Source organism: Blautia glucerasea (assembly GCF_020537505.1).
GTDB lineage: Bacteria > Bacillota > Clostridia > Lachnospirales > Lachnospiraceae > Blautia_A.
Window position 1 is genome coordinate 53,569 of the sequence record NZ_JAJBMO010000011.1, and the last position, 15,751, is coordinate 69,319.

The following is a 15,751-nucleotide window of genomic DNA, read 5'->3' on the forward strand; positions in this document are numbered from 1 at the left end:
GCGGAAAATGCTTGTTGGGATAATCCCAAACCCTTATACCGAAAGGCGGTGCGGAAATGGAAAACCGAAAGAGAAATATACAGATGAAGTTTTACGTTACGGAAGAAGAAAAGCGGCTGATCGACGAGAAGATGAAGCAGCTTCCCATAAAGCAGTATGGGGCATACTTCCGTAAAATGGCGATAGACGGGTATATTCTTGTCGTTGACCGAAGCGACACAAAAGCATATATCCGGGAACTGCAAGCGGTGAGCCGGAACATCAACCAAATTGCAAAACGCGCCAATGCGACGGGGACGGTTTACAGGCAGGATATAGAGGACATTAAAAAGGCGGTGGACGAGATATGGCGGTTACAAAGACGCACCCTATTAAATCAACCTTAAAGGCTGCGATAGACTATATCTTAAATCCCGAAAAGACAGACGGGAAGCTGCTTGCGTCCTCTTTCGGCTGCGGGCTGGAAACCGCCGATATTGAGTTTGCATGGACGCGGGAAGCTGCCGGAGATCGCGGTACACATTTAGGGCGGCACTTGATACAATCCTTTGGCAGCTATCAAGTACAAACAAGATTTATATAAAACATCCGCTGGTGAAGTGACCCCGGATAGGATCAAATCGGCTTTGGAAACTTATCAAAGCTGCGTTCGAGAATATGGGCCAGTCGAGGAAGAGGGCTTTCCTCTGGCTGTATTTATTGAAAAAATCGTCCCGTTCCGTCACTTGCTGATGGGTCTGTCCGAAGCGTTTGCTGATCCAGTAACAGGCATTGGTGCTGATTTAATGGATATTGACCCGAATGACATTGACGGAGCCTATTATGAAAAGTGCGCAGAACATTTACAGGATGTCATGCGGAATGAGCAAAGAGAAAACGAAACCGCACAGCAGAAAGCTCTTGAAAAATATTCAGAACTTGATACGCCATTTTATCTTCATTCTGGAATTTCAAAAGATGCATTTGATTATATTGAGTTTTATATTTTGTTCCTTGCTATTTTGTGTGTGGCAATCGCAGCATCTACTTTCGCCGGAGAATATCAAACGGGCGGTGACAGCATCCTGCGAACCACCAAATACGGGCATAAACAATTAGCAATTACCAAAATTCTGGCGGCATTTACACTTTTCGTTGTTACTTTCCTTGTCGGGATCACGATACACATTCTGATTTTAGATGCAGCGTTCGGGACGGATTGCTTAAAAACATCGTTTCAGATGCGATACTCTATCATTAATCTGCCAAACATCAATCTGGGGCAGTTGCAGATAATTCTCGCAGCAGCGGGCTTACTTTCTGTATTAGCAACGGTTAGCTGTACGTTGTTCCTGTCTGCAAAATGTAAAGACACATTGACAGTTTTGCTGATCTCTATTGTAGTTCTTCTCATGCCGCTTTTTGCTTATGTAGCGATGGGAGCAACATGGCTCTCTACCATACTTCCATCTGCCGGAATTGGTATGCAGAACAATTTCCTTTCTCAGCTTGCAGATTTCAATTATCTGAATATCGGTGGAATGAGTTTCTGGACACCGCATGTTATTTTGATTTCGGCAGGAATTGAATTATTTGTGTTTACATTCTTGGCGATTCATTCCTATTGCAGACATCAGGTAGCATAAAAGAAGTTCAAAATAGAACGAATAGGTTATCTGCAGCGCGACGGCAAAAGAAAAAAAGCCGTCGCAGAGCAGACACATTTTCACGCGCCTATGAAACGGCGGCTTTGATTTTCAGAGCCGCCGTTTCTTTGCATTTGCACAAACCTATGATGAATTTTCCGGAAATATTGTGGTTAATAGCGATTTAAACTGTTGTATTTGTTTAAAAATTAAAAAATATCTAATGAGTCTTCCGCATCTACCCACATCTGCAAATTTCCATCAAGATATAATTTGGCATATTCAAGAGGTTCATCAATGGCGAGTGCGTTTAATGCACAGTCTGATCCTGGTGTGGTTTTTAAGTTCTTTTCAGCTTCCCAACAGTCAATGCGGAGCATATAGCCAACAGAGGTGTAAACATCAATACTGTTGCGCTTGGGATTGTATTCTGCAAATATTGTTCTCATCGTATCAAATCTCCTTATCGTTAAATCAATCATTTGTTGCAAAAATCAGAAGCATTTCAATCAGTTCACAATGTCACTTTTATTTTGTGTTATACTGTTTTATATAATTTTCTTGCCCTTGTTTTTGCCCTTATCAGAGTTCGTAAACACTGGTGGGACGATATAACGCAAGGGAAACAATAAGGGAAAGCTCACCTGCGATAAACTTTGTGTTTTCAAGGGATTGAGAGATATTTGATAATAAAATATAACAGTTATTAAATCCCTTGGAATATATGAAATCTCAATTCAAGTTTGTGGAATCGACTGAAAGGAAGCATTATATGTTCTATATTTATATTATTTTTGATTTTGCAATGGCAGTAATTATGCTTTTATTTGGAATATGGTTTTATAGGTCAAAAGGACAAGCATCCAACTTCTTGTCTGGTTATAATATGAAATCTGCAGAAGAACGAAAAAAATATGATGAAAATGCTATGTGTAAGGCATATGGGAAGAGAATGATGCTTATGTCACTTCCTTTTATTGCTGGAATGATTATAGATATTTGGTATATAGGAACTGGTTGTTTAATTGCATGGGCGATATGGTTTGTTATGTTTATTCTGTTGCTTATAGATAGACATAAAAGAGAAAGTTAATTTATAGAAAAATAGAATGTTTTCGGGGTGAAAATACCGTTTATTTGTTTTAGACATATGATGTCCGATTGAAAATTAGCGGATTCTCGTTTTATGTCGTGGTAATTTTGCTATATATTGGTAAGCTGTAAGTGGAAGAGAGGTAGAGACATGGATACAAAAAAGATTGGAGCTTTTTTAAAGCAATGTCGTAAAGAAAAGAATCTTACGCAAGAGCAGCTTGCCGAGAAGTTTGAGGTATCTGCAAGAACAGTTTCCAGATGGGAAACAGGAATAAATATGCCAGATCTCAGTATACTTGTTCAACTTGCTGAGTATTACGATGTTGAGATAAGAGAGCTCCTGGATGGAGAAAGGAGCCAGACTATGAATAAAGAGATGAAAGAAACACTGGACAAAGTGGCGGTGTATGAAGAATGGGTGAAACAAAAAGCATTAAAGGCTGGAAATCTTGCATTTGCATCAATGTTTGTGATTAGTGTGTTAGCGATTATTATTCAGATGTTATTAACGGTGGATATTCGCTTGGTTTTAGGAGAGACAGCAACTGCTTTGGTAGGAGGAATTCTGTATGCTTCTATTATGGTGTACAATGGAATATGGGATAAATGTTTGCCCAAAAGTGCTACTATATGGCGCGATTTTTTCACCAGTGTGATATGTGCAGGAATTTTTACAGTCATCTATGGCATATGTTTATTTAGAATGGGAGCTACAGAAACACAGGTAACACGATTAGCAGTGGGATTTCTGATTGGTATTACTATTGTGGCATTTATTGTTCTTAGGCTCTTGGCATTTATTAATCGAAAAAGAAACCAGAATTCGTCAAATGTTCAGGAGAAAAAGGAAACTTCCATATCTAAGGCAGAATGGACAAAAACTTATAATGCACAGAATATAGTAGAGACAGAACAACTCGTAGAAATGTTAAAGCAAAATGGAATAGCAGCTTTTTCACAGGAAGCAGGTGCGAATGTTGCAATGCATGGGGCACCTGGATTTGGAATATATGGTGTGGATATATTCGTGAAAACCGATGATGCAGAGAAGGCAGTACAGTTGATCAAGGAGATTAATAACCAAGAATGAAGAAAATTTTTGACATTTTCACACATGCGTGCTAATATGATTATAGAAAAAGAGTGCTACCGATAGACGGTTAGTCCGATATATGTTTTGACAAAAATTGCCGCTTAGTTTACCAGACCAGGGCGGCTATTTTTGTGGTTTATTATTATCCTTGCCAAAGGTATATCCAAGACCAAAGCAGGTTAAGCCGAAGCTCACTACTGCAATAAAATCAACAATACTCATGGCTTAGCCCTCCTTTCCAGTGGATTCTCTTTCGAGTTTCTATGTAATCAGAGGGTCACAGTCCCTCTGTTGAAGGACTAACCGCCTACCGTTATGATAGCACCCATGATGTAAATTATAGCAGTCAGGGACATTGTATGCAATAAAAAAATACGAAACATAAAAGAGGCTGTAATGAAGATAAAAGATGTTGAAAAACGAACTGGAATTACAAGTTATAATATCAGATTTTATGAGAAAGAAAATTTATTAATTCCGAAAAGAAATCCTGTAAATGGATATCGTGAATATACAGAGGAAGATATTCTTTTGTTAAATCGTATAAAAATGTTAAGGATGTTAGATATTCCGGTTTCAGATATTAGAAAAATTTTATATGAAAAGGAAACATTAACCAGTGTTTTAAATACACATTTGCTTAAAATTAAAGAAGAAGAAAATAGACTTAGGCAGAATTATTTTTTATGCGAAGAGTTGATAAAAATGGATATGAGTGTGACTGATTTATCAGAAGAGATGTTAGATAAAATGGTATCTGGAAAAGAGGAATATATTTACCAATTGGAGAGAATAAAACGGCAGGACAGGATACAAAAAATTTTCGATACTTCTAAATTAATTGTTTGTATTGTAGGGGGAGTAATTGCAGTCATTATGTGCGTGCAATTATATTTGAAATTATGTAATACATATATGAGTGCTCCGTTTAAAGTAATAACTCTTATTTTGAGTTTGATTTTGGTGGTTTCAATATTACGGATTATAGTGTGTAATGAAACAAAATAAGAATGCGAAGATATTTTTGAGAAAAAGAGGACAAATAGAAAATGTTCTCTTTTTTTCTTGACCTTAAACTTTCTCTAAGGTGTATATATAAGAAAAACAGGGAGGCGAGAGATATGTATGTAAATGTAGAAAATGTAAATTTTGCTTATGATAAGAAGCCAATATTACATGATATTAATTTTGGAATGAATAAGGGAGAGATAACAGGCTTAATTGGTCCTAATGGCGCAGGAAAATCAACAATGCTAAAACTCATGATAAAAAAAATGAAACCTGATAATGGTAAAATTATTATTGGTGATAATGATATATTTTCTATTAAAAGAGAGAATAATCCTGTGACGTTCATTCCAGATATTCCAGTGTACTATGAAGAGTTGACTGTTTGGGAGCATCTTCAGTTTATTAAAGCACTGTACCCTGAGAACTCAGTGACAGTTGATTCATTAATTCGAGAATTTAATCTTAATCAGCACCTTAACAAAATTCCATCAGCACTTTCAAAAGGAACGTTGCAGAAACTTATGATTGCACTTGCATTGTTGCGGCAATACGATGTGCTACTGGCAGATGAACCGTTTAATGGGTTGGATCCAGCACAAACATATAAATTCAAAAATACTTTAAAAAATTTGAAGAAACAAGATAAAACGATACTCATATCTACACATTTACTAAGTTTGGCTGAAGATTTTTGTGACAGATATATTTTTTTATATGATGGAAGAATAGTCGAACAAGGAACAAAGGCAGAAATATTACAAAAGCAGCAGATGAATAAGGGAACTTCGTTGGAACAAATATATATGTCCTTAATTGGTGGGGGAGAGCATTATGCAGGAGTACAGAAAACTGTTATGTGTGAATAAGATTAGAGAAACTAAAAGATTAATAGAAAATATGCTGATACCTATATTGTCTTTGGTAGTTGCGGCAGCTGTTGTTGGATATCAAATTGTGATTAATTTTTTTCCAATAATTCGGAAGATAAATGCATGTAATCTTCGAATATGTTATCTGGTATTTGGATTTTTGATATTATACTCGTTTGGCGTTTGTTTTATTAATGTTAAACCGGCAATTATAATAAAACCGGCATCATTGTTTTTCATTCAAGAGAAAAGGATAAGACAAATGATATCAATAAAATATATAGGGTTAACCTTAAAGGACATTATATTTTCAATCATTCTTTCAGCTTGTATTAATGGAATCCATTTGAATAGAAATTTTCTATTTATATTACTCATAATATTCTTGCTATTAAATACAACCAATTTAATGAGATGGAAAATATATCATGCAAATCAAAGAAGAGATATTGGAATATGGCTGTTGTTTAGTATAATCTTGGTAATATCGCTTAAATATTTTTTTATGTGCATTATAGATATAGGAATATGGATGTATATGCTAGTTTATGATTTTGGTGTTCTGGAAATAAATGCTTTAAAGTATGAAGATGAGATGCAATTTTTGGAAAAGGTACGTATTGCTCAAAATTTTAATAATACTGTATTGTTAAATCAATATGCAAAAGAAAAAACGGTGAGATATTTACAGAGAAAAAATAAAGTATCCAATTTTTTATGCCACTTTCCATTGATATGGAAAGCTCAAATATCTATTTATAGATTAGGCAGAAATTGGATAATAATGGGAATGATTTTGTTTGCGATATGTTTAGGAATTTATAAAATGCCTTTCTGTTGGACGCTACCGTTTTTGCAACAAGAAGAAATTCGTTATATGTTATGGTTAGGAAGTATATTTGCCGTTTTTCGATTGACCTTACGGAGTATGGTTCAACAGCTGGATAGTATTCTTGAAAAAGCCACAGACGGCTTATTTATTCCTATATCGGAAAATCAAATTGTGAAACAGTTTATAGTTATACCAATTACAATTATTTGTGGTGAAGGAATTATAATGGCTTTTGCTGTAAACAGCAGTATAGTGCAAATACTGTTAGGATGTGCAATACTTATATGTGCGACAGTCCTGAATCTCTGGCTAGAAGTAAAATATAAAGATTTTCTGGTGAAAAAGGATTTTATTTTAAGTATTGCTGTTTTCTTAGGAGCATTGATACTTACCAAATAGATGAGAGATATTATAGTGAGAAATGAAGTCGCTGTGATACCATTTTGATACTAAAAAATGCAGAGAATAGAAATATAGCCTGGAAAATCCACAACACAAGAAAATATGGACACGGAAATCACAGAAAATAATGGAATTTTAAGAACCTCACAAACGTGAAGGTGGACGTACTGTAGGATCAGGACGTGTTGCTACAATCATCGAGTAATACAATCTGAATATAGATTTGTTATCGTAAGATAACATTGTGTCCAAACGTAAGATACCCCGGAACCGCAAGGTTTCCGGGGTTTTTCTGTACTCTAAGAAAAGAATTATTCGTAAATTTATCAGGTTAGTAATAGTGAAACATTTATCAGCAAGATGAAATACAGATAAATTTATAATTGAAAAATAAGACCAGCGGTGCCAAAACGGTGCCAAAAAGAAACTCCTGCGAATGTTTGCTATTCACAGGAGTATTTTTTTACCAGCCTTTGATCTGTTTGATTTGTTCAGCACGTTCTGGATCACGATGATATTGTAATTTCAGACGGATAGTTTCCACAACTTCCTGTCTGGATTCATCATCAAGCTGATAGAACGATGTAAGCAGATTATCTACATCAGGCATACTGTTCTTACCGAAAAGGTACATCAGCGGATACATAGAATTTTTTAAGTAAGTCTTTACACGACTTGCGTCTAATGCTCCGTTCAAACCGTCTGGAAGTGTAGGATAAATCTCTTCTTCCTTAATTGTGCCAGAAAATGGACTGGCAGAACATATCTCATTCACATCAATTTGCAATTCATTCGCAAGTCTTAATGCAAAATCAAATCGAATATTGGAATCTTTTTGAATAATTGAATATAAGGTTGTAGCACTGATTCCGGTTGCCTTTGCAATTTTGCGGACATTTGTGCCTTTTTCATCAAGATATTTCTTTAAATTTTTACCGTCACCCATAGAATCCTCCTTTTTCATATATTAGAAAATTACGAAAAACATAAATCTATAAAATATCATAACACAGACGTGGAATAAAATAAAGAAAAAATAGTGTACGAAGTTCGTAAAAATGTGTTTACGAAATATTGACAACGATAGAAATACATGATATTATCAATTTACGAAAATCGTACAGATATAGAAATACAGTAAACGTATTCTATATCTGGAGAGGAAAGGAGGAGGCAATATGGCAAGTTACAATTATATGATGAGTGCTGATGAAGTGGCACAGGAATTAAACTGCTCAAAATCTCATGCCTATAAACTGGTGAAAGCTATGAATAAAGAATTATCTGCACAGGGATATATTACGATGGCTGGAAGAATACCAAAGGCGTTTTGGGCAAAAAAGATGTATGGCTATGAAATAGCAGAAAATTAGGGAGGATCAATATGGCTTACAGAGAAAAAGACACAAAAAAATGGACAGCCCAGTGGTTTGAGACAAATGTCATGGGTGAGAAGAAAAAACGCAGAAAGCGTGGATTTGAAACAAAGCGAGAAGCATTGGAGTTTGAACGAAGCAAAAAGTTGAGCAATGAGCGAAGTATGGATATGAAGCTGAGCGATTTTATTGAGATTTATTTTTCAGACAAACAAAATGATCTGAAAGATCGAACAATCAAAAATAAAAGATATATGATGCAACAGCATATCGTTCCATACTTCGGAAATCAGATGATGAGTGAAATCAAGGCTTCACAGATTATTCAGTGGCAGAATGAAATTCAGAAAAAAGGCTATTCAGATTCTTATCTGAGAATGATTCAGAATCAGTTGACCAGTCTGTTTACACATGCAGCTAAAATCTATGACTTGCCGGTTAATCCATGCAAGAAAGTGAAACGAATGGGAAATTCAGATTCAAGAAGTTTGAACTTCTGGACACTGGACGAGTACAAACAGTTTATACAGACAATGGAGCAAGGAACAAGATATTATCTTATGTTTGAGATGCTGTTCTGGACTGGATGCAGGATCGGGGAGCTGCTTGCGATTACAAAAGCTGATATCAATTTTGAAAAGAATCAGCTTAGTATCAATAAGACTTATTACCGGACAGGAATGCAGGATATTATCACAGAACCGAAAACAAAACAGTCCTTTCGGACAATCGAAATTCCGGAATTTCTGAAAGAGGAAATTAAGGAATTTGTAGATGGTCATTACGGAATGCCGGATACAGAAAGATTATTTCCGGTTGTTCAGGAAGCGGTACAGCATAAGATGAAACGGCAGATTGAGCTGGCAGGAGTGAAGAAAATTCGAGTGCATGATATCAGGCACAGCCATGTGGCTTATCTTATTGAGAAAGGTGTGGAACCGTTATTGATTCGGGACAGATTAGGTCATAAAGATATTCGTATCACATTGAACACTTATGGACATCTTTATCCAAATCAGCAGAGAAAGATTGCAAATCTTCTGGATAATGAAAATGGAAATGCTGTTACCGGATTGGGAGAAGAAAGAGATGAATGTTGAAAAGGCAAAAGAAAAAGCCCAGATAAATAATCTGAGCAAGTTCTCTGATAATCAGATTCACTGATATACCATCTTGGCAGATTCAGTATATCACGAATCGGGAAATACGACAATTCCCGAATATCTGTTCATCAGAGACTTGCCCGGAAGGGCAGGAGGAGATGATGGAATGAATATGAATGAAAAAAATAAAATTGAGAATTGTAGAATAGAACCAAAACTGAAACTGATCAATATGGATTCAGTAGAGGTGGAACAGGTAGAATGGCTGCTTTATCCGTTTATTCCTTATGGAAAAGTGACCATTATACAGGGAGATCCAGGAGAAGGCAAGACAACGATGGTACTTCAGATTATTGCAAAACTGACCAGAGGAGAGCCGATTCTTCCTGTTACTGATAAAACGAAAACAAAAGAAAAACGAAGTGATGAAGTCGATAGTGAGAATGAAGATTTAGATGCTGAAGATAATATGCAGGAACAGTCTTCTGTGTCACCTGTAAATGTAATCTATCAGACAGCAGAAGATGGACTTGGAGATACTATCAAACCCAGATTACTTGCTGCAGGTGCAGATTGTTCAAAGGTGTTGGTGATTGATGACAGTGACCAGCCACTGACAATGGCAGATGTCAGATTGGAAGAAGCAATCGTGCAGACAAAAGCAAAAATGGTTGTTCTTGATCCGATACAGGGCTTTCTGGGAGCGGACGTAGATATGCACAGGGCAAATGAGATCAGACCACTGATGAAGCGTATCGCAGTGCTGTCAGAAAAATATCACTGTGCAGTTATTTTAATCGGTCATATGAACAAAAACAGCAACGGCAAATCTTCTTATCGAGGACTTGGCTCCATTGATTTTCAGGCTGCTGCAAGAAGTGTTCTGATTGTCGGGCGAGTGAAAGATGAACCGGAAGTAAGAGTGGTATGTCATACGAAGAGTTCTCTTGCACCGGAAGGAACGTCCATTGCATTCAGACTGGATAAGAATAATGGGTTTGAATGGATTGGAGAATATGATATCAGTGCCGATGAACTTCTTAATGGAGACGGAAGAGGACAGAAAAGTCGGAAAGCAAAAGAATTTCTCCTTGAGATACTGGCAAATGGAGGAATGACTCAGAAGAAAATTGCAGAAGAAGCAGAAGCCAGAGGAATCAAAAGTAAAACGCTATGGAACGCCAAACGGGAACTTGAAATTGATTCCGTAAAACGTGGAAAGCAATGGTATTGGATGTTGCCAGAATAAAAATGGAAGATGGCAAGATTACCATTTCTTAAGAAGAGGGGATCTTGCTACCTTGAAAGGAGAACAGATGCAAAATAAAAGTGTACAGATTCCATACGAGTTATTCTTTCAGCTCTTGCAATATTTTTTGATGGATAACTACGATGGTGAAGAAATAATACGGTTGGGATTGGAGAAAAAACTGGATGCAATGGTGAATCGTGAAGTATACAGCAAATCCAAAACAGCACCAACGGAAGAAGAAAGAGAAAAGTTCCGGCAGGAATATCTGGACAGACGGGAAATACCGGAGAACTTTCGATGGTAAAGGTTCTTTCTGAACACTTTATTACAGGAGCGTGTCACGCACCTGTAGATAGCAGACAAGGAGAATGTTGGTAAGGTGTAGTCGGGAGTTGACTGGCGTAGAAGAGAATTTTCAAAAGGGAGCCCTGATTCAGGGCGCCCCTGCGGAAACGGTAGATGAAAGGAGATTGGCACAATGAGAGAAGGAAGATTAGGATATAACAGTTATAACAAAAGATATGGATTATTATCATCAGATCTATGGATTGATACAGGATTTCACTGTGGAGAATGCCTGGAAGTGTTGCTTGATGATGAATGGGTTCAGACCAGAATGGAAATGAATCCTGCAAGAGAATGGTATCTTGTAGGGACACCGTATTGTGGTGATTTGGAATATATTCGGGCAAGGATACCGGAGTAAAGGTCTCTGTACCCCCGGAGGGCGCAAGGGTACTTTTGATGGACGGTACGGCTGTCGAAAGTGCTTTTGCGTTACTTTTGACAAAAGTAACAAAACCGCCGTATCCGGCGAATATTTCTTTTTATACTATAGCTGGCAAAGATACAAATTTATGTGCCATGTCTGGCACTGGTTTTAGAAAGCGGGGTGAGGAATATGACGATGAAACGAACAATCAGTGGTATGATCGGGACAGGGTCTCTGGCTCATAACAGACGAGATTTTATAGCAGAAAATGTTGATCCAGACAGAGTGCAATTAAATATTTGTTACCGGAATGAGAATCTGAAAGAAGTCTATAAAGAGCTGTTTGATGAAGCTGTAGAACGGTATAATGTCGGGAAAAGAAAAGATCGGCAGATTACAAATTATTATGAAAAGATTCGCCAAGGAAAACAGGAAAAGTTGTTCCATGAAGTGATTTTCCAGATTGGAAACCGAGAAGATATGGCTGTTGGAACAGAAGCAGGAGATCTGGCTGTAAACGTACTGGATGAGTATGTAAAAGATTTCCAGAAACGGAATCCGACACTTCGGGTATTTAGTTGCTATCTGCATCAGGATGAGGCTACTCCACATCTCCATATTGATTTTATTCCTTATGTGACGGACTGGAAAGGAAAAGGAATGGATACCAGAGTTTCACTGAAACAGGCATTAAAAAGTCTTGGATTTCAAGGTGGAAATAAGCATGATACGGAACTGAATCAGTGGATAAATCATGAAAAAGAAGTTCTGGCAGAGACTGCAAAGCAGTATGGAATTGAATGGGAACAGAAAGGTACTCATGAGGAACATCTGGATGTCTATAACTTCAAGAAAAAAGAACGGAAAAAGGAAGTACAGGAATTGGAGCAGGAGAAAGAGCATCTAACTGCTGAAAAAGAAGAATTAACAGCACAAATTGCAGAATCCAGAGCAGATATCCAGAATTTAAAAGACGATAAGGAACAGGCAATCAAGGCGAAGCAAGAAGCAGAACAAAAGGCAGGGAGCGCAGAAAAAGAACTAAAAAGCCTGGAAGATCGCAGAGAACAGCTACAACCGATTATGGATAGTGTGAGCAAAGAAATCAAAGAATATGGAACGGTTAAAATGTTACTGCCGGAGGCGGGCACGCTAGAACGGGCAGTAACCTATCGAGATAAAAAAATTAAACCACTGTTTCTTCAAATAAAGAATAAGGTTGCTGTAATGGCGGCTCAGGTTAAAGAACTTACGAAAGAGGTGGAAGGTTGGAAGAGAAAATATCAAAAGGTGAAACAAAAATATAATGCTATTCAGAGAGAACTGGATGATATACGTAAAGATAATCAGAAATTGTCAGAAGAAAAAGATATATTACAAGGTGTTTCTGATAGGTATGATCGTGTTGTGCGTGTTCTTGGAATAGAAACTGTAGATACAGCAGTACAGCAGGATATTCAAAACGAGAAAGTCCTGGAAGAAAAGCGACGGATGGAACAAATGCCGAAGGGAAATATTCATGAAAGATTGGCATGGGGAATGAAAAAAAGCGAGATGGAGAATCAGCAGCGTAAGAAAACTAAATCAAAAAACAGAGAAATGGAGAGATAAGATTATGGAAACACACATTTATGATGAAAAGAACGGATTAAGCTATACTTTGCATGGAGATTATTATTTGCCGGATTTGGTATTGAATGAAGAAGAACCGATATATGGGAAATATGGAATGCTGAGGAAACAGTTTCTGAAGGAACACAGATTAGCAAAATATCAATATTTGTTGTTGACTGGAAAGCTGACGGAACACCTGAATCAAATTGATCAGGAGAGCAGAGAGCAGGTGGAAATGCTTATGGAACAGATGGCAGAAAAACAGGGCGTAACTGAAGAATTAAAGGTACAGAATCGGACGAAGTGGGTTAGACTGATGAATAATATAAAAGTTAGTGCAGAAGAAATGGTGTTGAAAGAAATACTTTATATATAAGTATTGTTTGTAAAGGACTGAACAGGAAAAGCATAATACTATCCGGCTTATTAAGATTTATTTCACATCTCTTGATTTTTATTACGGTTACTGATATAGTTATTACAGTAACCGTAATAAGGAGGGAATGCCATGAGGGATAATGTGAAAAGTGGTGCACTCACAGAAGTGACATTCTATATTTTGCTTTCACTCTATTCACCTAAACACGGATATGCTGTCATGCAGTTCATTGAAGAAAAAACAGGTGGGCGGCTTTCATTGGGAGCAGGCACTTTATATGGTGCATTAAATTCAATGCTGGAAAAGGGATGGATTGAGCTTTTCGGAGATAGTGAAGGTAGAAAAAAAGAGTATCTTATCACTGTAAAAGGAAAGGAGATAGCTGAAAAAGAACTTATCAGACTTCGTGAACTTGTAGGTATTGCAAGCGGAATTGTAGGAGGTACACTATGAGCAAAAAGTGTTATCGTTTTTTTGGTGGGCTATTAACGGTACAGAAAAACTGGCTGAATAAGATGGCTGAAAAAGGTTATCGCCTTATTCGAACGGGAAAATTACTCTATGAATTTGAAAAATGTAAGCCAGGTCAAGTTCAATATTGCGTGGAGTTTATAGGACAAAAATCAAAAGCTAATGCTGAAGATTACCATGATTTCTTGGAAGAAATGGGATATTCCGTATTCTATAAAAATATCAATCTTAATTATTCTGTTGGTAAAGTTCGCTGGCGTCCGTGGGCTGAAATTGGCGGTCGTGTTGCAACAAACACTACAACATTTAACAGGGAATTGCTGATTGTAGAAAAAGAAAATGATGGAAAACCTTTTGACCTTCATACGTCCTATGAAGATAGGGCAAATTATTACAGTAATTTGCGAAATCCCTGGCTTTTATTAATGCTTATGCTCGCGGTATTTGCTACTGTAAATCGGTCTGTTATTTTAGGCATAGTTGCTGTGATTTTTCTAATCCCTGTCATTATATACCAGTTGCAAATTATGAAAAATAGGCATGAAGCGAAGATGAAGGAGTGGTGATTCAGGATAACAAGGTTGGTTTAGTTGATGCAATGTAATACACTGTCGTTTGAGGGTTAGTAGCTCGTTCTTAAACTTGTGGGCAGTTTGTTGCTGATGATATAAATATTAGAGAAAATTAATTGAAAGTTAAAAAAAGAAAGTAATAAGTAAACAAAGGCTCAATTGTAAACATGTATTGGGAACGCTATAATGGAAATAAGGACAGGAGGTGTGAACAATGCGTATTGGTGAGCAGATAAAAAACTATCGAAAAACTGCGGGATTAACACAAGAACAGGTGGCAAATTATCTGGGTGTTTCTACTCCAGCGGTAAATAAATGGGAAAAGGGAAATACATATCCCGATATCTCATTACTTCCAGCTTTGGCACGACTATTGAAAATTGATATGAATGAATTGTTTTCGTTTCATGAAGAATTGACAGAAAAAGAGATTGGACAATTTGTGAATGAACTTTCGGAAGTTTCATTGGACAGCTTTACAGAGGCTTTCGAGATGGCATCTCGTAAAATACAGGAGTATCCTCATTGCGACTTATTAATATATACGATCGCAACCGTTCTGAACGGATCTTTGACTTTGTCAGATCTTAATGACGAAGAACGAATGGAATATAATACAGCTATTATTGAGTGGCTGGAACGAACAGCAGATAGTCAGGATGAAAGAGTGAGAAATTCAAGCGTTTTTATACTTGCAACAAAATATGTCCAAATGGAGAAATATGAAGAAGCAAATGCCCTTTTGAAAAAAATTCCTGATACTGTAATTGATGCAACGATTATGAAAACAAGTGTATTAGCACATCAGGAAGGAATAGATACGGCTGCATTATTCTTAGAAGGGAAATTGCTACAGGCAGTTATCAATATCCAAAGCTACTTGTATAAGTTAATAGAAATGGAAGAAGAGACAGGAAATCATGATAAAGCAGAGAAAATTGCTGAGATTACAGATCACATGATATCATTGTTTGGACTATGGAATTATGGCAACACAGTTCCATATCTGCTGATTGCTGGATATCGAAAAGATGTAGAAAAATGTATCCAGTTAATTAAGCGATTATTAAGTGAATCACAGAAGCCTTGGAATATGACACAATCCCCTTTGTATTACAGGTATGAAGATACTGCACAGGGAAAAGCTTTTTCGGGACTTGGAAAAAATTTTGTTCGTGAATTGTATTCGGAAATTGAAAATAAGAAAGAGTATGAATTCTTGAGGGGGAATAAGGAACTCGAATCAATTTTTGAGGAACACTTGAAATAGGTTGTAAAAATGTATGGAAATAGATGTAGTTGAGAAAGAAGAAAATTTTTGACATTTCCACAGATGCGTGCTAAT

The 15,751-nt window shown here is 36.8% G+C and carries 19 protein-coding genes and 1 pseudogene; 18 read left to right on the forward strand and 2 right to left on the reverse strand.

Features of this window, described 5'->3' with window-relative positions; all coding sequences use genetic code 11:
* Nucleotides 1–56: 56 nt before the first annotated feature.
* The 3 genes and pseudogenes from LIQ05_RS10710 to LIQ05_RS10720 all read left to right on the forward strand — a co-directional run bounded on the left by LIQ05_RS10710 (nt 57) and on the right by LIQ05_RS10720 (nt 1,625).
* Nucleotides 57–386: a plasmid mobilization protein gene (locus LIQ05_RS10710; RefSeq protein WP_002584958.1), complete on the forward strand. Its 330-nt coding sequence runs from the start codon at nt 57–59 to the stop codon at nt 384–386.
* Nucleotides 347–550: pseudogene (locus tag LIQ05_RS10715) on the forward strand (endonuclease); the annotation flags it as partial. The gene LIQ05_RS10710 and the pseudogene LIQ05_RS10715, both read left to right, overlap by 40 nt.
* On the forward strand, nt 549–1,625 hold the full coding sequence (locus LIQ05_RS10720; protein WP_226820507.1) for an ABC transporter permease: 1,077 nt from the start codon (nt 549–551) through the stop codon (nt 1,623–1,625). The pseudogene LIQ05_RS10715 and the gene LIQ05_RS10720, both read left to right, overlap by 2 nt.
* A 209-nt stretch (nt 1,626–1,834) precedes the next feature.
* Here the strand turns inward: LIQ05_RS10720 and LIQ05_RS10725 are convergent, their stop codons facing one another.
* Complete coding sequence (locus LIQ05_RS10725; RefSeq protein ID WP_003505342.1) at nt 1,835–2,074, reverse strand: DUF6061 family protein; 240 nt, start codon at nt 2,072–2,074, stop codon at nt 1,835–1,837.
* Nucleotides 2,075–2,397: 323 nt separating this feature from the next.
* On the opposite strand from LIQ05_RS10725, the gene LIQ05_RS10730 reads away from it, so the two are divergent.
* From LIQ05_RS10730 to LIQ05_RS10750, 5 genes are all read left to right on the forward strand, one after another.
* Nucleotides 2,398–2,718, forward strand: a complete 321-nt coding sequence (locus tag LIQ05_RS10730; protein ID WP_008373534.1) for a DUF3784 domain-containing protein — start codon at nt 2,398–2,400, stop codon at nt 2,716–2,718.
* Between the two features lie 150 nt (nt 2,719–2,868).
* Nucleotides 2,869–3,810 carry a helix-turn-helix domain-containing protein gene (locus LIQ05_RS10735; RefSeq protein WP_226820508.1) on the forward strand — a complete coding sequence of 314 codons (942 nt, stop codon included), beginning with the start codon at nt 2,869–2,871 and terminating at the stop codon, nt 3,808–3,810.
* Between the two features lie 399 nt (nt 3,811–4,209).
* Nucleotides 4,210–4,821, forward strand: coding sequence for a MerR family transcriptional regulator (locus tag LIQ05_RS10740; protein WP_117468465.1), 612 nt, complete (start codon nt 4,210–4,212; stop codon nt 4,819–4,821).
* Nucleotides 4,822–4,934: 113 nt separating this feature from the next.
* Nucleotides 4,935–5,690 (forward strand): ABC transporter ATP-binding protein, encoded by a 756-nt coding sequence (locus LIQ05_RS10745; RefSeq protein ID WP_226820509.1) that lies wholly within the window; start codon nt 4,935–4,937, stop codon nt 5,688–5,690.
* Nucleotides 5,656–6,924: a hypothetical protein gene (locus LIQ05_RS10750; protein ID WP_118363924.1), complete on the forward strand. Its 1,269-nt coding sequence runs from the start codon at nt 5,656–5,658 to the stop codon at nt 6,922–6,924. The genes LIQ05_RS10745 and LIQ05_RS10750 overlap by 35 nt, the downstream gene beginning before the upstream one ends.
* Nucleotides 6,925–7,390: 466 nt before the next feature.
* On the opposite strand, the gene LIQ05_RS10755 is transcribed toward LIQ05_RS10750, so the two are convergent.
* The gene (locus LIQ05_RS10755; RefSeq protein WP_008790928.1) at nt 7,391–7,873 is read right to left on the reverse strand and encodes a helix-turn-helix domain-containing protein; all 483 of its coding nucleotides are present in this window, start codon (nt 7,871–7,873) and stop codon (nt 7,391–7,393) included.
* 232 nt (nt 7,874–8,105) lie between these two features.
* On the opposite strand from LIQ05_RS10755, the gene LIQ05_RS10760 reads away from it, so the two are divergent.
* From LIQ05_RS10760 to LIQ05_RS10805, 10 genes are all read left to right on the forward strand, one after another.
* The gene (locus LIQ05_RS10760) at nt 8,106–8,300 is read left to right on the forward strand and encodes a hypothetical protein (protein ID WP_008373537.1); all 195 of its coding nucleotides are present in this window, start codon (nt 8,106–8,108) and stop codon (nt 8,298–8,300) included.
* A gap of 11 nt (nt 8,301–8,311) precedes the next feature.
* A complete protein-coding gene (locus LIQ05_RS10765; protein ID WP_226820510.1) occupies nt 8,312–9,403 on the forward strand; it encodes a site-specific integrase in 1,092 nt (363 codons plus the stop codon).
* A gap of 169 nt (nt 9,404–9,572) precedes the next feature.
* A complete protein-coding gene (locus LIQ05_RS10770; RefSeq protein WP_055152729.1) occupies nt 9,573–10,655 on the forward strand; it encodes an AAA family ATPase in 1,083 nt (360 codons plus the stop codon).
* 67 nt (nt 10,656–10,722) lie between these two features.
* Nucleotides 10,723–10,962 carry a hypothetical protein gene (locus LIQ05_RS10775; protein ID WP_008373545.1) on the forward strand — a complete coding sequence of 80 codons (240 nt, stop codon included), beginning with the start codon at nt 10,723–10,725 and terminating at the stop codon, nt 10,960–10,962.
* 174 nt (nt 10,963–11,136) lie between these two features.
* Nucleotides 11,137–11,364 carry a DUF5348 domain-containing protein gene (locus LIQ05_RS10780; RefSeq protein WP_008373546.1) on the forward strand — a complete coding sequence of 76 codons (228 nt, stop codon included), beginning with the start codon at nt 11,137–11,139 and terminating at the stop codon, nt 11,362–11,364.
* A 201-nt stretch (nt 11,365–11,565) separates the two neighbouring features.
* On the forward strand, nt 11,566–12,981 hold the full coding sequence (locus LIQ05_RS10785) for a plasmid recombination protein (RefSeq protein ID WP_015541741.1): 1,416 nt from the start codon (nt 11,566–11,568) through the stop codon (nt 12,979–12,981).
* A 4-nt stretch (nt 12,982–12,985) separates the two neighbouring features.
* Nucleotides 12,986–13,360: a TnpV protein gene (locus LIQ05_RS10790; protein WP_226820511.1), complete on the forward strand. Its 375-nt coding sequence runs from the start codon at nt 12,986–12,988 to the stop codon at nt 13,358–13,360.
* 132 nt (nt 13,361–13,492) lie between these two features.
* The gene (locus tag LIQ05_RS10795) at nt 13,493–13,816 is read left to right on the forward strand and encodes a PadR family transcriptional regulator (RefSeq protein WP_004850579.1); all 324 of its coding nucleotides are present in this window, start codon (nt 13,493–13,495) and stop codon (nt 13,814–13,816) included.
* The gene (locus tag LIQ05_RS10800; protein WP_004850578.1) at nt 13,813–14,400 is read left to right on the forward strand and encodes a DUF2812 domain-containing protein; all 588 of its coding nucleotides are present in this window, start codon (nt 13,813–13,815) and stop codon (nt 14,398–14,400) included. Before LIQ05_RS10795 ends, LIQ05_RS10800 begins: the two co-directional genes overlap by 4 nt.
* A gap of 220 nt (nt 14,401–14,620) precedes the next feature.
* On the forward strand, nt 14,621–15,676 hold the full coding sequence (locus LIQ05_RS10805; protein ID WP_226820513.1) for a helix-turn-helix domain-containing protein: 1,056 nt from the start codon (nt 14,621–14,623) through the stop codon (nt 15,674–15,676).
* The last annotated feature ends 75 nt before the right edge of the window (nt 15,677–15,751 follow it).

What these genes read in the sequence shown, in the direction of transcription:
- LIQ05_RS10770 (WP_055152729.1), top strand. Translation starts at nt 9,573, where the DNA reads ATGAATATGAATGAAAAAAATAAAATTGAGAATTGTAGAATAGAACCA.
- LIQ05_RS10755 (WP_008790928.1), bottom strand. Translation starts at nt 7,873, where the DNA reads ATGGGTGACGGTAAAAATTTAAAGAAATATCTTGATGAAAAAGGCACA.
- LIQ05_RS10740 (WP_117468465.1), top strand. Translation starts at nt 4,210, where the DNA reads ATGAAGATAAAAGATGTTGAAAAACGAACTGGAATTACAAGTTATAAT.
- LIQ05_RS10750 (WP_118363924.1), top strand. Translation starts at nt 5,656, where the DNA reads ATGCAGGAGTACAGAAAACTGTTATGTGTGAATAAGATTAGAGAAACT.
- LIQ05_RS10735 (WP_226820508.1), top strand. Translation starts at nt 2,869, where the DNA reads ATGGATACAAAAAAGATTGGAGCTTTTTTAAAGCAATGTCGTAAAGAA.
- LIQ05_RS10765 (WP_226820510.1), top strand. Translation starts at nt 8,312, where the DNA reads ATGGCTTACAGAGAAAAAGACACAAAAAAATGGACAGCCCAGTGGTTT.
- LIQ05_RS10785 (WP_015541741.1), top strand. Translation starts at nt 11,566, where the DNA reads ATGAAACGAACAATCAGTGGTATGATCGGGACAGGGTCTCTGGCTCAT.
- LIQ05_RS10795 (WP_004850579.1), top strand. Translation starts at nt 13,493, where the DNA reads ATGAGGGATAATGTGAAAAGTGGTGCACTCACAGAAGTGACATTCTAT.
- LIQ05_RS10710 (WP_002584958.1), top strand. Translation starts at nt 57, where the DNA reads ATGGAAAACCGAAAGAGAAATATACAGATGAAGTTTTACGTTACGGAA.
- LIQ05_RS10745 (WP_226820509.1), top strand. Translation starts at nt 4,935, where the DNA reads ATGTATGTAAATGTAGAAAATGTAAATTTTGCTTATGATAAGAAGCCA.
- LIQ05_RS10730 (WP_008373534.1), top strand. Translation starts at nt 2,398, where the DNA reads ATGTTCTATATTTATATTATTTTTGATTTTGCAATGGCAGTAATTATG.
- LIQ05_RS10805 (WP_226820513.1), top strand. Translation starts at nt 14,621, where the DNA reads ATGCGTATTGGTGAGCAGATAAAAAACTATCGAAAAACTGCGGGATTA.
- LIQ05_RS10760 (WP_008373537.1), top strand. Translation starts at nt 8,106, where the DNA reads ATGGCAAGTTACAATTATATGATGAGTGCTGATGAAGTGGCACAGGAA.
- LIQ05_RS10725 (WP_003505342.1), bottom strand. Translation starts at nt 2,074, where the DNA reads ATGAGAACAATATTTGCAGAATACAATCCCAAGCGCAACAGTATTGAT.
- LIQ05_RS10780 (WP_008373546.1), top strand. Translation starts at nt 11,137, where the DNA reads ATGAGAGAAGGAAGATTAGGATATAACAGTTATAACAAAAGATATGGA.
- LIQ05_RS10775 (WP_008373545.1), top strand. Translation starts at nt 10,723, where the DNA reads ATGCAAAATAAAAGTGTACAGATTCCATACGAGTTATTCTTTCAGCTC.
- LIQ05_RS10790 (WP_226820511.1), top strand. Translation starts at nt 12,986, where the DNA reads ATGGAAACACACATTTATGATGAAAAGAACGGATTAAGCTATACTTTG.
- LIQ05_RS10800 (WP_004850578.1), top strand. Translation starts at nt 13,813, where the DNA reads ATGAGCAAAAAGTGTTATCGTTTTTTTGGTGGGCTATTAACGGTACAG.